Below are 14,534 nucleotides of genomic sequence, written 5' to 3'. Positions count from 1 at the left end.
GCCCCCGCAGCCCCCGCAGCCCCCGCAGCCCCCGCAGCCCCCGCAGCCCCCGCAGCCCCCGCAGCCCCCGCAGCCCCCGCAGCCCCCGCAGCCCCTGCCCCGGTCACCCCTGTCCCCGTCACCCCCGCTCCCGGCACCCCTGCCCCCGTCACCCCCGCTCCCGTCACCCCGGCTCCCGCCCCCCACGCTCCTGCCGCCCCCGCCCCCTCCGATCCAGTACGGCCCGCCACGCCCGTACGTCCCCCGGCACCCGCGCCGCAGGCGACCGGCACCGGGACAGGCACCGGCAGTGCCGGTGGCGTCGTCGAGTACGTCCCGCCCGCGGAGGCCCAGCCCGGCCGTACGACCCCCGCCCCCGTTACCTGCTCGGCCTCAACCGGCCCGTACCAGCGCGAAGTCGAGCGTTTCCTCGGCCTCACCGCGGACGGCAAGCAGTCTCCTGAGGACTGCCGGGTCATCCGCGCCTGGCAGCTCAGGGAGAAGATCGTTCCGGCGATCGGCTTCGCCGGGCCGACGAGCTGGGGCATGGTCCGGCTGTCCGAGGCGCGGCGCGATCCCAACGCCGCAGGAGAGTGCCCGGTCCTGGCAGCGCGCGTCGCATGCGTCGATCTGCCGCGCCAGTTGATGTGGGTGCAGCACGGGGCGGACGTGGTCTTCGGTCCGGTCCCGATCCGCAGCGGCATGGCTGGCTTTGCGACCCGCGTGGGCTGGAACAGGATCTACTGGAAGAGCAAGGACCACGTCTCGACGATCTACAACTCGCCCATGCCGTTCGCTCAGTTCTTCAACGGAGGCCAGGCGTTCCACGGCGTCTACGGCAACATCTACGACCCGAAGGGCGGCTCGCACGGCTGCGTCAACCTCCGCTACGACGACGCGAAGGAGCTGTGGGACGTGCTGTACGCGCAGGACCGCGTCTACTCCTGGGGCCGCCGCCCCGGTACGTGAGGCGGGAGCCTTCCGGCGCGCCCCCGAAACGTATGCACCCACGCCCGCGACGCCCCGCCCCTCGGGGAGCAGGTCGAGCAGCCCCGCCCCGCGTAGGGGAGCCCGCGATGTCCCGCCCCGGATGGGAGGGGGCCAGCCGCCCCGCCCCGCCCCGCTTGGGAGAGGCCGAGCAGGCGCTCCGCGTGGGGGAGGCCGCCCCGCCCCGCATCGGAGAGGCCGAGCAGCCGTCCCGCGCCGCCCCGAGTCAGGGAGGCGGGGCAGCCCCGCCCCGCGGGGTGGAGCCCGAGCCGTCCCGCCCCGCATCGTGAAGGCCGAGCCCCCCGCCCGCGTCGGATACACGCCTCCCGCATCCGAGAGACACCTCCCGCAACCGAGAGACGCCTCCCGCTCGGGAGAGGCATGTGCGGCACGTGGTGAGAGACTGTTCCCGATGACAGCACACCCCGGCGGCGCCCCCACCCACCCCGCCCTCCCGATGCGCGCCCGCGCCGTGGTCGATCTGGCCGCTCTGCGCGACAACATCCGTGCCCTGCGCGCCCGCGCGCCCCGCGCGGAGCTGATGGCCGTGGTCAAGTCGGACGCGTACGGCCACGGAGCCGTGCCGTGCGCCCGCGCCGCCCGTGCGGCCGGCGCGAGCTGGCTCGGCACCGCCACCCCCGAGGAGGCGCTGGCGCTGCGCGCCGCGGGCGATACGGGGCGGCTGCTGTGCTGGCTGTTCACGCCCGGCGGCCCCTGGCGCGAGGCAATCGAGGCGGACATCGACGTGTCGGTGAGCGGGATGTGGGCGATGCGGGAGGTCACCACCGCCGCCCGCGAAGCCGCCGCCCGCGAAGCCCGTACGCACGACCAGGACCGGGTACAGGACCGGGGCCAGTACCGGGACCGGGGCCAGGGCCGTGGCCGCACGGCCCGCGTCCAGCTCAAGATCGACTCGGGTCTCGGACGCAACGGCTGCCCGCCCGGCGACTGGCTGGAACTCGTCCACGCGGCCCGCGCCGCCGAGGCCGAGGGTGTGCTGAAGGTGACCGGCATCTGGTCCCACTTCGCGTGCGCCGACGAGCCCGGCCACCCCTCGATCGCGGCGCAGCTCGAGGTCTACCGCGACGCCGTCGCCGTGGCCGAGCGCGTCGGGCTCCGCCCCGAGGTGCGTCATATCGCCAACTCGCCCGCCACCCTCACCCTGCCGGAGTCGCACTTCGATCTCGTACGGACCGGGGTCGCGATCTACGGCGTCTCGCCTGTCCCGGACGTCGGCTCCGCGTCCGACTTCGGGCTGCGCCAGGTGATGACGCTGTCCGCGGACATCGCGCTGGTCAAGCGGGTCCCGGCCGGACACGGCGTCAGCTACGGCCACCAGTACCTCACCCCGGGCGAGACGACGCTCGCGCTCATTCCCGTCGGCTACGCGGACGGCATCCCGCGGCACGCATCGGGCGCCGGGCCCGTGCTGGTCGGCGGTAAGTGGCGCACCGTCGCGGGCCGGGTCGCGATGGACCAGTTCGTCGTCGACCTCGGGGGCGACAGCGCCGAAGTGGGCGACGAGGCGGTGCTGTTCGGGCCGGGCGACCGGGGCGAGCCGACCGCCGAGGACTGGGCCCGCGCGGCGGGCACCATCGCGTACGAGATCGTCACACGGATCGGATCGCGGGTTCCGCGCGTCTATGTGGGTGAGGGGGACGACGGCGGTACCGCCGCCACCGGCGCCTGACCGCGCCCGGCGTCCCCGCCGACGACCGCACCACCGCGGGCCCGTGCCAGAAGTGAGCAACGGCACGCCGACACCCCTCGGTAGCGGGCGCTGGATGCACCGTAGTTTGACCGACGACGCGCACGGCCGGGGAGGCCGCACGCATGAGGCCGCAGGGCAGGGGCAGATGGTAGCCACGGGGTGAGGTCACCTCTGCCACGGGCCAGGGGAGGCACGATCATGGGCGAGAGCACCGCTGCGAACAGGGCGGGAGGGGCGGCCGGTTGGCGCCGCGCCGGCATCGCGGGCGCCGCGATCGGCGTGGTCGCGGCGGGCGCCGCCGCGGGAGTGGCCATCGAGCGGCTGACCGTCGGCCGCGGCATGCGCAGCAAGGCGCGGCTCGCGCTGGACTCGTCCAGCCCGTACGGCCAGTTGCACGGCACCCCGGGACGGGCATTCGCGGACGACGGCACCGAGCTCTACTTCGAGACGGACGAGATCGAGCCGGCGGACGATCCGCCGCGCAGGCGCCGGGTGTTCGGGCGCCGCAGGCCCGCGCCCGTGACCGTCGTCTTCTCCCACGGCTACTGCCTGACCCAGGACTCCTGGCACTTCCAGCGGGCCGCGCTGCGCGGCATCGTCCGCACCGTCCACTGGGACCAGCGCAGCCACGGACGTTCGGCCCGCGGCCTGGAGCAGGCGGACGGCACGCCCGTCAGCATCGACCAGCTCGGCCGCGACCTGAAGGCGGTCCTGGACGCGGCCGTGCCCGAAGGGCCCGTGGTCCTGGTGGGACATTCGATGGGCGGTATGACGGTGATGGCCCTGGCCGCCCACTTCCCGGAGTACGTACGGGAACGGGTCGTCGGCGTCGCCCTCGTCGGCACGTCCTGCGGCAGGCTCGGCGAGGTCAACTACGGTCTGCCGGTGGCCGGGGTCAACGCGGTGCGGCGCTTCGTGCCCGGTGTGCTCAAGGCGCTGGGACGGCAGGCGGACCTGGTCGAGCGGGGGCGGCGGGCGACCGCGGATCTCTTCGACGGACTGATCAAGCGGTACTCGTTCAGCTCCCGTGACGTGGATCCGGCGATCGCGCGATTCGCCGAGCGGATGATCGAGTCGACGCCGATCGACGTGGTCGCGGAGTTCTATCCCGCGTTCCAGGAGCATGACAAAAGCGAGGCGCTGGCGGCCTTCCGGGAGTTGCCCGTGCTCGTCCTGGCGGGCGCCGGGGACTTGGTGACGCCCAGCTCGCACAGCGAGGCGATCGCCGCGCTGCTCCCGGACGCCGAGCTGGTCCTCATACCCGACGCGGGCCACCTGGTGATGCTGGAGCATCCGGAGACGGTGACGGACCGGCTGGCGGAACTGCTGACGCGGGCAGGGGCGGCGCCGGCCGCGGCGGAACACGCCTCCCGCCCCTCGCGCTCGGCCGGCGGCTGAGCGCCGGTTCTCGTCCGGCACGCGCCACCGGCAAACCGGGACGTCCCCCCTGCCCTCCCCTGCCCTCCACCTGTCCTCCCCTGTCCGCGGCAGAACGCCGCCCGGGCCGCCGCGCCCCGTACCATCGGCGGATATGGACGCCCCGTACGACCCCGCACCCTCTTCCGCCCCCGGCGGCGCGTCGCTGACGACAGCCACCGGAGGCATGACCTCCGCCCAGCTCACCATCACCGGACCGGACGCGATGCAGGACCTCGGACGGCGGCTGGCGAAGATGCTGCGCCCCGGCGATCTCGTGCTGCTCAGCGGTCCGTTGGGCGCGGGCAAGACGACGCTGGCGCGCGGTCTGGGTGAGACGCTCGGCGTGCGCGGCGCGGTGACCTCGCCGACCTTCGTCATCGCCCGGGTGCATCCGTCGCTGGGCGACGGGCCGCCGCTCGTGCACGTGGACGCCTACCGACTGGGCGGGCTCGACGAGATGGAGGACCTCGACCTGGACGTGTCGCTGCCCGAGTCGGTGGTGATCGTCGAGTGGGGTGAGGGCAAGGTCGAGGAGCTGTCGGAGGACCGGCTGCACGTCGTCATCGGGCGCGCCGAGGGCGACGAGACCGTGGAGAACGACGTGCGCGAGGTGACCGTCGTCGGAGTCGGCCCGCGGTGGGCGGCTACGGACCTCTCGCCGCTGGCAGGCTGACGGCGCAGCACACTCCGTACACCGCTCCGTACCACCTGTGCAGTCCCGCGCGGGCTCCGGTCCCGGCTCCGTAGAGCAGGGATGCGGCCCCCGCTCCGCAAGAACTGCCGCCCCGGTTCCGTACGACTCGGCATCGGCGTGCCGGGCGTCGAACGGACGCACCGTGCCGCGCGTTTCCGGGGCGTCCCGGGAACCCGACCAGGTCGGAGCCGCGTCTTTCCTTCGTGTGTACGTTCCGACAAGTCGTCGGCAAAATGTTGCGCGTCCGGTGCCGTGCGTGGTCACATGGTGACAGCGAACTTGGTTAGGTCTACCTAACTTGGCACCGGACTCGCCGTACGAGCCGTGAGGAGGCACCCATGACGCGTCATGAGCCCGACACTGATGCGCTGATGGACGGACGCCCCGGCGAGGAAGGGGCGGAGTCGGGCGCCCCGTCGTCCCCCGGCCCGTCGATGAGCCAGCTCCTGGCCGCCTGCGCCGCGGCGAACGCCGTGTCCACGCCGCCGGAGGACCCCCAGGGCGGGCCCGGGACCCCGGACTCCGAGGGTGAGGTCCGGCGAGACGCCGCGTAGCCCGTATGAGTGATGTCCGCCAGTGCCGCGGGCTGCCGCTCAGTCCACCACGACGATCTTCGTGCCGATCGTCGCGAAGGCCCACATCGCCTTGCCGTCGGCCCGCTTCTCCCGGATGCCGCCGGTCTTCAGCTCAGCGCCCGGGTCGGGCATCCGGCCGTTCACCGCCGCGCTGAAGCCGACCACCACACCCTCGACCGTGGTGAACCGTACGACGTGCTCGACGGGCACCCCGTCCGAGCCGGTGATCCGTACCGACCGCGACGTCACCGCGTACTGGCCGGGCTCCGGGCTGACCGTGCTCGGTGTGACCGGGAAGGTCCGCGTCACCGCGTCGTCCCGGCCGACGAGCCACACGCGCCGCTCGTCGAGCGCGTAGACGACGCGTACGCCGCTGCCTGAGGCGGCTGGAAGGTGGTGCTTCTCCTGCTTGTCGCTGTTGTCGCCGGACGTGTCCGGCCGGCCGTTGGAGTGCGAGCCGTCGCGGCGGGCCGTCGAGAGGTCGTCCGGCGCGGTGGCGGACGCCTGGTAGGCGAGGAAGGCGACCACGGCGAGGGCCGCGGCCGTGATTCCCGCGACGATCGGCCCCGAGTTGCTCCGTGCCACGCTTCCGCCTCTCGCCCCGTACGTGCCTCGACATGCCTTGCGCCGCAAGCCTTCGCGCCCGAAGGTAGCACCGCCCGAACCCGCTTTCGGCGCGGAGCGCCACGGGGCCGGGGGATACGGGCCATGCGCCGTACGCGAAGCCCACCCCCTGCCCCCGCTGCCCCCTGCCGTCCCGCTGTGTCCCGCGCGCTTCCCGAGCCGTCCCCGCGCGCCGGGCGGCGTTCCCGCCCGGGAGGAGCGGCGTCCCGCTTCCGCAGGAGGGGCACGGCGGGCGGGAGCCGCGCCGTAGGCTGTACTCGTGCTGCTGCTCGCTCTTGATACCGCCACCCCCGCTGTCACCGTGGCCCTGCACGACGGAGACGGAGTCGTCGCCCAGTCGCACGAGGTGGACGCGCGGCGCCACGGCGAGCTGCTGCTCCCCGCCGTCGACCGGGTGCTGGGCGATGCCGGGGCGAAGCTCACCGCCGTGACCGGATTCGTCGTCGGCGTCGGGCCGGGTCCGTACACCGGGCTGCGCGTGGGGCTCGCGACCGCGGCCGCCTTCGGCGCCGCGACGGGCGCCCCCGTCCACGGCCTGTGCACCCTGGACGGCATCGCGTACGCCGCGGGACAGGCCGGTCTCGAAGGACCTTTCACCGTCGCCACCGACGCCCGCCGCAAAGAGGTCTACTGGGCGAGTTACGCCGACCCCCGCACCCGCGTCTCCGGCCCCTCCGTCGACCGTCCTGCCGACATCGCCGCGATGGTCGGGGGTCTTCCCGCCGTCGGCGCGGGCGCGCGTCTCTACAGCGAGGTCTTCACGGACGTGCCGGACGGCATGCCCGAGCTGCAGTCGGCGGCCGCGCTCGCCGCGCTCGCCGCGGAAAGGATGGCCACGGGCGGGGAGTTCCTGCCGAACCGGCCTCTCTATCTGCGCCGCCCCGACGCCCAGGTGCCGGCCAACTACAAGGTGGTCACGCCGAGGTGACGAACGGGAAGGTCACGCTGCGCGAGATGCGGTGGTGGGACATCGAGCCCGTGCTGGGCCTGGAGCGCGAGCTGTTCCCCGACGACGCCTGGTCGCGCGGGCTGTTCTGGTCCGAACTGGCCCACGCCCGCGGCCCGAACGCCACCCGCCGCTACATCGTGGCGGAGACGTACGGCGGCTGCGGGGAAGAGGCGCGCGGGGAGAGCGCGTACGGGCGGCGGGCGGACGGGGAGAGCGGCGTCGAGCCGGGCGAGTCGGCGGTCTCCGCCGCCGGCCGCACCATCGTCGGCTACGGCGGGTTGGCCGCCGTCGACCGCACCGGAGACATCCAGACCATCGCCGCGGCCCGCGCGTACTGGGGCACGGGACTCGGCGCCCGCCTTCTCGGCGACCTGCTCGCCGGCGCGAACGACTTCGAGTGCCGCGAGGTGCTGCTGGAGGTGCGGGTCGACAACACCCGCGCCCAGCGCCTCTACGAGCGCTTCGGCTTCGAGCCCATCGGCCTCCGCCCGAACTACTACCAGCCGGGCAATGTGGATGCCGTGGTGATGCGCCGTGTGGAGCACGACGCGGACGACGAGCACGGCGGAACCGGGCACGGTTCCATGGACGAACACGAACAGGGAATGACCAACGATGGCTGACGAGCCGCTTGTCCTCGGCATCGAGACCTCCTGTGACGAGACCGGCGTCGGCATCGTCCGCGGCCACACGCTCCTGGCCGACGCGGTCGCCTCCAGCGTCGACGAGCACGCGCGCTTCGGCGGCGTCGTGCCCGAAGTCGCCAGCCGCGCCCACCTGGAGGCGATGGTCCCGACGATCCAGCGGGCCCTGAAGGACGCGGGCGTCGCCGCGAGCGACCTCGACGGCATCGCGGTCACGGCGGGCCCCGGGCTCTCCGGCGCGCTGCTCGTTGGTGTCGCGGCGGCCAAGGCGTACGCGTACGCACTCGGCAAGCCGCTCTACGGGGTGAACCACCTCGCCTCGCACATCTGCGTCGATCAGCTCGAGCACGGGGCGCTGCCCGAGCCGACGATGGCGCTGCTCGTCTCCGGCGGTCACTCCTCCCTCCTGATGTCGTCCGACATCACCACGGACGTACGGCCCCTGGGGTCGACGATCGACGATGCGGCGGGCGAGGCGTTCGACAAGGTCGCCCGCGTCCTGAACCTCGGCTTCCCCGGCGGCCCGGTCATCGACCGCTGGGCCCGCGAGGGCGACCCCGACGCCATCGCCTTCCCCCGCGGCCTCACGGGCCCCCGCGACGCGGTCTACGACTTCTCCTTCTCCGGCCTGAAGACCGCCGTCGCCCGCTGGATCGAGGCCAAGCGCAACGCGGGCGAGGACGTACCGGTCGCCGATGTCTCCGCGTCCTTCCAGGAGGCCGTCGTGGATGTGCTGACGCGCAAGGCCGTACGGGCGTGCAAGGACAACGGCGTCGAGCACCTGATGATCGGCGGTGGCGTCGCCGCCAACTCCCGCCTCCGCGCGATGGCCGGTCGGCGCTGCGAGGACGCGGGGATCGCGCTCCGCGTGCCGCGGCCCAAGCTGTGCACGGACAACGGCGCGATGGTGGCGGCGCTCGGCGCGGAGATGGTGGCCCGCGGTCGTCCGGCCTCGGCCTGGGACCTATCCGCGGACTCCTCGCTCCCGGTGACGCAGACGCACGTACCGGCGCCCGGCGGGCACAGCCACGACCACGTCCACGAGATGAGCAAGGACAACCTCTACTCATGACCGTTCACTCATGGCCGCTGCTCATGACCGTTCACTCATGATCGTTCGCCGATGACCGTTGCGCTGATGTGGGAGGCGAGGGCGGCCGAGGGGCGCGGACCCGAACTCCTGGACTGGGTGCGGGGGCAGGCCCTCGACCCGCCCGCGCTGCGCCGCGAGACCTTCACGGCCCCCGGGGACCGTGTCCTCGTCATCACCTGGTGGGACGCCCCGTACGACGCCGAACTGCCCGAACTGCCCGAGCCTGGCGAGGAGTTGGTGCGCCGGACGGTGCACCGCTGGCGCTTCGAGTCCGTCGGACCGGCGCAAGAGGGTCCCTAGTGCCGCCGCCGAGGTTGGCTCCCGCCGCCCTACGGGCGGATGTCGCCACTTGAAGACGGCCCCTTCCAGACGGGAACTTCCAGACGGGAACTTCCCCGGACGCCCGCCCGGTCGGGGAAGTCCGGCTCGCTCAGAGGCGGCCGTCCGCCGCCGACGGCCGGCCGACGAGCATCGCCGGCGCGCCCCCCACACGCGTGAGGAAGACGGTCGCCGCGTTCGGACCCCGCGGCTTGATCTTCCTGCGGAGTTCCTCCGGCTCGACGGCCGACCCCCGTTTCTTGACGGTGAGCGTGCCGACCTCGCGCTCGCGCAGCAGCGCCTTCAGCTTCTTGACGTTGAACGGCAGCGCGTCCGTGATCTCGTACGCGGTGGCGTAGGGGATGGGGCGCAGCTCGTCCGCCGTCACATAGGCGATGGTGGGGTCGATGAGGCGGCCGTCGAGCCGCTCGGCCACGTCCGCCACCAGGTGCGCGCGGATCACCGCGCCGTCCGGCTCGTAGAGGTAGCGGCCGACCGGGCCCGCGGCGGGGTCGGGGAGGCCGGCGCCGACCAGGTCGTGAGGGCCGGGGAGGAGGGTGGCACGGCAGGTGCCGGCCGTGCCGGTCCCGAACCACAGCACCGCCTCCTTCACATCGCCGCTGTCCGAGATCCACTCGGCCTCCGCGTCCTTCGGCACAGCCTCGTGCGGTACGCCGGGCGCGATCTTCAGGGCCGCGAAGGGGGCTTTGCGGGCGGCCTCGACGGCCCAGGACAGAGGCGGTGAGTACGCCTCGGGGTTGAAGATCCGCCCGGTCCGGCCGCCTCGCTCCCGGTGGACGCCCCGTCTTGCCGGATCCGCGAACACCGCATCGTACGCACCGAGTTCGATCTCCGTGACGTCCGCGCAGCGCACCTCGACGAGGTCCGCGAGCCCCAGCGCCTCGGCGTTGGCCCGGGTGACCGCACAGGTGAGTGGCGAGCGGTCGACGGCGACCACCTCGATGCCCGCCCGCGCGAGTGCGATCGCGTCGCCCCCGACGCCGCAGCACAGGTCGGCCACGCGCCGCACGCCGAGCGCGGCGAAGCGGTCCGCGCGGTGGGCGGCGACGGACGTGCGGGTCGCTTGCTCGAGGCCGTCCGGGGTGAAGAACATGACGGCCGCGTCCGCGGCGCCGAACTTCGCTGCCGCGCGGCGCCGCAGCCCGGCCTGCCCGAGAGCGGCGGAGACCAGCTCGGCCGGATGGTCGCGGCGGAGGCGGGTGGCGGTCGCGAGCTCCTGCGCGGGGTCGTAGTCGCGCAGGACGTCGAGGAGCGTCCGGCCCTCGTCGGTGAGCAGGGCGGCGAAGGCGTCGAGGTCGTCCACCTGCTCCATTGTGCCGGTGGCCGGTACGGGCACGGCCCGCAGGTCACAGCACGGGCAGCCGGCGGGGGGCGGCGGGCGGGGCATGGCCGGACCGGGCCGGGTTCGTTGCGGGACGGATGTGGGCCGAGCGGTGGACCGGGCAGCGAGCCCGGCGTTTTCGGAGCGCCCGATGCCGGTGCCCCTGGCAGGATGCGACACTATGCAACTTGTACGACAAAATGAAAAAAGAGATCACATTTGGACTAAAGGGCAGCTCTGGCGATGGGGCACCAGCGTCCGCGGCGCCGCGGTGTTCATGCTCATCGGCGCCGTCGGCGGCGCCTGTGCCCAGCCTCCCGACCATGCGCCCCGCGACCGTTCGAGTCCCGAATCCGGCCCCGCCGTCCTCGGCGCGACAGGGGCACCGACGGCGGCGTACGCCCTGGAGGGCGGAGCGGGCCCCGGACGCGCGGGCGCACGCGGACTTGCTCCGTACGCCGGTGAGCGTGCCCTGCCGGCGGGCGCGGACGTCCCCGCGCACGACGCGGAGCGCGACCCGTCGGCGGGCGCCGGCGCCGGGGCGGCGGGTGCCGGGGCGGCGGGTGCCGGGGCGGCGGGTGCCCCTGCCATTTCCGTGGGCCGGGCTGCCTCAGGGGTGAGCGCCGGTACGCCCGGCTCCGCTTCCCCGTTCGGCACCAACCCGGCGCTGGCCTTCTCCGCCCGCGAGACGGCCAGGTCCCAAGCGGTCAGGCTCGCGTTCGCCCACCGATGGGGTCTTTCGGTCCCGCCGCTCATCGCGCCCGCCCCGCCCGAGCGCAGACTCGCCCCCGGCGCACTCCGCGGCCTCTCCGGCTCTTCCGGCCTGCCGCCCGTGATCGCCCGCGTCCCCACCAGCGACCGCGTCGTGTTCCTGACGATCGACGACGGCGTCCACAAGGACCCCCGCCTGATCCGCATGCTCCGTGAACTCGGCGTCCCGGTCAGTGCGTTCCTCAGCGACTACGTCGTGCGTGACGACTACGACTACTTCCGGCAACTCCAGAGCCTCGGCGTCGCCATCAACAACCACACCATCAACCACGAGGATCTGCTCACCCTGTCCTACCGGGGCCAGCGCAAGGAGATCTGCCGCCAGCAGGACACCATTGAGCGGGAGTTCGGCGTACGTCCCCGCATCTTCCGCCCGCCCTACGGGAACTGGGACCGCGACACACTTCGCGCCGCCCGCTCGTGCGGCATCACGGTCGTACCGCTGTGGAGCCAGGAAGCGTTCGCCCGCCGCATCGAATACGGGGGCGGGGAGCACCGGTTCCGGCCGGGTGACATCATCCTCACCCACTTCCGCGGCAAGTCGGAATGGGACGGCACGATGCCGGACATGGTGCGTCGCGTGATCCGGGCCGCCACGTCCCAGGGCTTCGCGCTGGCCCGCCTGGAGGACTACATCTGACCGTCGGGGCAGGCACGGCTGTCCGCCCCGGGACAGGCTGGCCGTCCTGCAGGCACGGCTGTCCGTCCCGGGCGCGCGGGGTGGCCGGACGCGTTTCCGGTCCGTGCGGCCGACGCGGGCAGCCGTGCGGGCCCCCGGCGACGCCCGGCGATCGGCGCCTGCCGCTCCCTGTCGGACTCTCCGGCAGAACTCCCTCAACGGGTCGAACGACCAAGAACCAAAGCCGTCGTGTCCGAGCCACCGGCCGCGGGGCGAGACTCCAGTTGTCCCGTTTCAGGAGCCCCGAAAGGGGGGCTGGGCTGTTGGTGTGAGGAACAAAGCGGGCCCATGACGAGAAGGATCGGAGCGAAGTTGAGGGAGGGAGCAACGGCTCGGCCGACCGACGAGGCACAAGGAGGGCTCTGGTATGCGGGTGAACAAGATCGCGACAGCCACGATGCTGGTCCTGGCGGTGAGCGGATGGACTGCAGTGGGAGCCGGGACGGCATTCGCCGGCAGCGGCCCTGATCAGGGGAAGGCGAAGGCCAGGGCGGAGGGAGGATCCACCACTGGCGGGGGCCTCTTCCAGCAGAACATTGCGCAGTCCTCCAGACAGAACAACAACTGCAACAACCCCAACACCGCCCCCGAAGATGCGATCACGCTCACCGGGAGCCGGGCAGCGGGCCGGTGCGCGACCGCCGACGGTTCCCTGACCGCGTTCTCCCGCACCCGCAACGGCCCCGCCCACGCCGAAGGCGGCACATCGACCCTCAGCCTGGCTCAGCAGAACACCGCCCAGCGCGGCAGACAGAACAACAACTGCCACAACCCCAACGACTCGGACATCACCGTGGAAGGCAGCCGGGTGGAGGGCCTCTGCCTCGACCGGGACTTCTCCTTCGCCGAACACACGTCCGTCACGGGTGGAGGCGCCCGAGCCGAAGGCGGCTCCAGTGCCGGCGTTGAGGGCAATCTCCGCCAGCAGAACACGGCACAGGAAGGCCGCCAGAACAACACCTGCAACAACCCCAGCGGCGCCTTCCCTCTCGACGTGACCGGGGGCCGGGTGGAAGGCCGTTGCGGCAACAAGGACGGCTCGTACAGCAAGCACGCCCGTATCAAGGGCGGCGGCGCCTGAGCCGAAGGCGGCAGCGCAGGCGCCTTCGTGGAACAGCAGAACATTGCTCAGGACGGCCGGCAGAACAACACCTGCAACAACCCCAACTTCCCCAATGCTGACCTGGACGCCGGCCGGGAGACGAGCCACTGCGGGAACAAGGACGGATCGTTCAACCACAAGTCCCTGTTCAAGGGCGGCGGGGCGCGGGCCGAAGGCGGCTCCAGTACAAGCGCCGCCGTGGTCCAGCAGAACATCGCCCAGGAGGGCAGGCAGAACAACACCTGCGACAACTCCAACCACGAGATCCTCGCGGTGACGGGGGGTCGGGAGTCGAGCCGCTGCGGGAACAAGGACCTCTCCTTCAGCAAGCACACCCGTATCAAGGGCGGTGGCGTTCGAGCCGAAGGCGGCTCCAGCACGATCGGCGACGTGACCGAGCAGAACATCGCCCAGGAGGGCCGGCAGAACAACAGCTGCGGCAACCCCGACTTTGCCGGGACGACCCTGCTCGGTGGTGGCGGGGAGTCGAGTCGCTGCGGGAACAAGGACCACTCCTTCAGCAAGCACACCCGTATCGAGGGCGGTGGCGTCCGAGCCGAAGGCGGCTCCAGCACGATCGGCGACGTGACCGAGCAGAACATCGCCCAGGAGGGCCGGCAGAACAACAGCTGCGGCAACCCCGACTTTGCCGGGACGATCCTGCTCGGTGGTGGCGGGGAGTCGAGTCGCTGCGGGAACAAGGACCACTCCTTCAGCAAGCACACCCGTATCGAGGGCGGTGGCGTCCGAGCCGAAGGCGGCTCCAGTACCGGCAGCGTGGTTCAGCAGAACATCGCCCAGGAAGGCCGGCAGAACAACACCTGCAACAACCGCAACGAGCGTTTTGGCACCCTTACTGTGACCGGGGGCCGGGTAGAGGGTCGTTGCGGCAACAAGGACGGCTCGTTCAGCAAGCAGACCCGTATCGAGGGCGGTGGCGTCCGAGCCGAAGGCGGCTCCAGTACCGGCAGCGTGGTTCAGCAGAACATCGCCCAGGAAGGCCGCCAGAACAACACCTGCAACAACCTCAACAGCGACGCGCCCCTCTCAGTGAGGGGGAGCCAGATCGGAACGCGTTGCTGGGACAAGGACATCTCCTTCAACCGCAAAACCTTCATCAAGGGCGGCGGCGCCCGAGCCGAAGGCGGCAGCGCAGGCCTGGACGCAGATGTGAACCAGCAGAACATCGCCCAGGAAGGCCGGCAGAACAACCTCTGCAACAACCCCAACCTCCCACCCGTCGCCACGCCCTTGAGCGGCAGCCGGTCGCAGGTGGGCTGCAGGACGGTGGACGGCTCCACCAACCTCCACACCGCGGACATCCGCGGAGGAGCCAAGGCCGAAGGGCGGCTCATCCACTACCGACCTCTTCCAGCAGAACATCGCTCAGGAAGGCCGGCAGAACAACAGCTGTAACAACCCGAACAACCTCACCCTCACCACTACCAACAGCCGCACAGAAACCCACTGCACCGCCGCCGACCGTTCCACCAACATCGCCACGGTCTACCGGTAACCGCCCCCGGCTCAGCGGCCGTTCCACGCTGGCCGGTGCCGCGGATTCGGTGCGGGGCGCCGGGCGCGAGCAGGCAGAGCGCGGGGACCGCGAATGGCCTCGTCGGGTGAAACCCGGCTCGGGGCTCCAGT

Annotated in this window: 14 protein-coding genes; 12 read left to right on the top strand and 2 right to left on the bottom strand. The window is 72.4% G+C overall.

Annotated elements, in window-relative coordinates:
* The 5 genes from AB0M26_RS11820 to AB0M26_RS11800 all read left to right on the top strand — a co-directional run.
* Positions 1 to 948: L,D-transpeptidase family protein (locus AB0M26_RS11820; protein ID WP_365258427.1), on the top strand; the 948-nt coding region annotated here is incomplete at its 5' end.
* Between the two features lie 430 nt (positions 949 to 1,378).
* On the top strand, positions 1,379 to 2,656 hold the full coding sequence (alr, locus tag AB0M26_RS11815) for an alanine racemase (protein WP_365258424.1): 1,278 nt from the start codon (positions 1,379 to 1,381) through the stop codon (positions 2,654 to 2,656).
* A 219-nt stretch (positions 2,657 to 2,875) separates the two neighbouring features.
* Positions 2,876 to 4,075, top strand: a complete 1,200-nt coding sequence (locus AB0M26_RS11810) for an alpha/beta hydrolase (RefSeq protein WP_365258421.1) — start codon at positions 2,876 to 2,878, stop codon at positions 4,073 to 4,075.
* Positions 4,076 to 4,280: 205 nt separating this feature from the next.
* On the top strand, positions 4,281 to 4,769 hold the full coding sequence (tsaE, locus tag AB0M26_RS11805) for a tRNA (adenosine(37)-N6)-threonylcarbamoyltransferase complex ATPase subunit type 1 TsaE (RefSeq protein ID WP_365258635.1): 489 nt from the start codon (positions 4,281 to 4,283) through the stop codon (positions 4,767 to 4,769).
* 359 nt (positions 4,770 to 5,128) lie between these two features.
* Positions 5,129 to 5,344 carry a hypothetical protein gene (locus tag AB0M26_RS11800; RefSeq protein ID WP_365258418.1) on the top strand — a complete coding sequence of 72 codons (216 nt, stop codon included), beginning with the start codon at positions 5,129 to 5,131 and terminating at the stop codon, positions 5,342 to 5,344.
* A 39-nt stretch (positions 5,345 to 5,383) separates the two neighbouring features.
* On the opposite strand, the gene AB0M26_RS11795 is transcribed toward AB0M26_RS11800, so the two are convergent.
* Positions 5,384 to 5,950 carry a hypothetical protein gene (locus tag AB0M26_RS11795; RefSeq protein ID WP_365258415.1) on the bottom strand — a complete coding sequence of 189 codons (567 nt, stop codon included), beginning with the start codon at positions 5,948 to 5,950 and terminating at the stop codon, positions 5,384 to 5,386.
* A gap of 298 nt (positions 5,951 to 6,248) precedes the next feature.
* On the opposite strand from AB0M26_RS11795, the gene tsaB reads away from it, so the two are divergent.
* Genes tsaB through AB0M26_RS11775 form a run of 4 tightly spaced genes read left to right on the top strand, consistent with a single transcriptional unit; the run spans position 6,249 to position 8,975 of the window.
* Positions 6,249 to 6,917, top strand: a complete 669-nt coding sequence (gene tsaB / locus AB0M26_RS11790; RefSeq protein WP_365258412.1) for a tRNA (adenosine(37)-N6)-threonylcarbamoyltransferase complex dimerization subunit type 1 TsaB — start codon at positions 6,249 to 6,251, stop codon at positions 6,915 to 6,917.
* A 26-nt stretch (positions 6,918 to 6,943) separates the two neighbouring features.
* Positions 6,944 to 7,561: a ribosomal protein S18-alanine N-acetyltransferase gene (rimI, locus tag AB0M26_RS11785; protein ID WP_365258632.1), complete on the top strand. Its 618-nt coding sequence runs from the start codon at positions 6,944 to 6,946 to the stop codon at positions 7,559 to 7,561.
* Positions 7,554 to 8,654: a tRNA (adenosine(37)-N6)-threonylcarbamoyltransferase complex transferase subunit TsaD gene (gene tsaD, locus AB0M26_RS11780; RefSeq protein ID WP_365258409.1), complete on the top strand. Its 1,101-nt coding sequence runs from the start codon at positions 7,554 to 7,556 to the stop codon at positions 8,652 to 8,654. The genes rimI and tsaD overlap by 8 nt, the downstream gene beginning before the upstream one ends.
* A 51-nt stretch (positions 8,655 to 8,705) precedes the next feature.
* Positions 8,706 to 8,975 (top strand): hypothetical protein, encoded by a 270-nt coding sequence (locus AB0M26_RS11775; protein WP_365258406.1) that lies wholly within the window; start codon positions 8,706 to 8,708, stop codon positions 8,973 to 8,975.
* Between the two features lie 130 nt (positions 8,976 to 9,105).
* Here the strand turns inward: AB0M26_RS11775 and AB0M26_RS11770 are convergent, their stop codons facing one another.
* A complete protein-coding gene (locus AB0M26_RS11770; protein ID WP_365258629.1) occupies positions 9,106 to 10,326 on the bottom strand; it encodes a class I SAM-dependent methyltransferase in 1,221 nt (406 codons plus the stop codon).
* A gap of 286 nt (positions 10,327 to 10,612) precedes the next feature.
* Here AB0M26_RS11770 and AB0M26_RS11765 point away from each other — a divergent pair, with 286 nt between their 5' ends.
* From AB0M26_RS11765 to AB0M26_RS11755, 3 genes are all read left to right on the top strand, one after another.
* The gene (locus tag AB0M26_RS11765; RefSeq protein ID WP_365258626.1) at positions 10,613 to 11,746 is read left to right on the top strand and encodes a polysaccharide deacetylase family protein; all 1,134 of its coding nucleotides are present in this window, start codon (positions 10,613 to 10,615) and stop codon (positions 11,744 to 11,746) included.
* Positions 11,747 to 12,152: 406 nt separating this feature from the next.
* On the top strand, positions 12,153 to 12,866 hold the full coding sequence (locus tag AB0M26_RS11760; RefSeq protein WP_365258404.1) for a hypothetical protein: 714 nt from the start codon (positions 12,153 to 12,155) through the stop codon (positions 12,864 to 12,866).
* A 27-nt stretch (positions 12,867 to 12,893) separates the two neighbouring features.
* Positions 12,894 to 14,303, top strand: a complete 1,410-nt coding sequence (locus AB0M26_RS11755) for a hypothetical protein (protein ID WP_365258401.1) — start codon at positions 12,894 to 12,896, stop codon at positions 14,301 to 14,303.
* Positions 14,304 to 14,534 lie beyond the last annotated feature (231 nt).

This window comes from Streptomyces sp. NPDC051776, from assembly GCF_040681345.1.
In the GTDB taxonomy this organism is placed as follows: Bacteria; Actinomycetota; Actinomycetes; order Streptomycetales; family Streptomycetaceae; genus Streptomyces.
The sequence above is the reverse complement of the archived record's forward strand: the minus strand, read 5'-3'. Positions and strand labels throughout refer to the sequence as shown.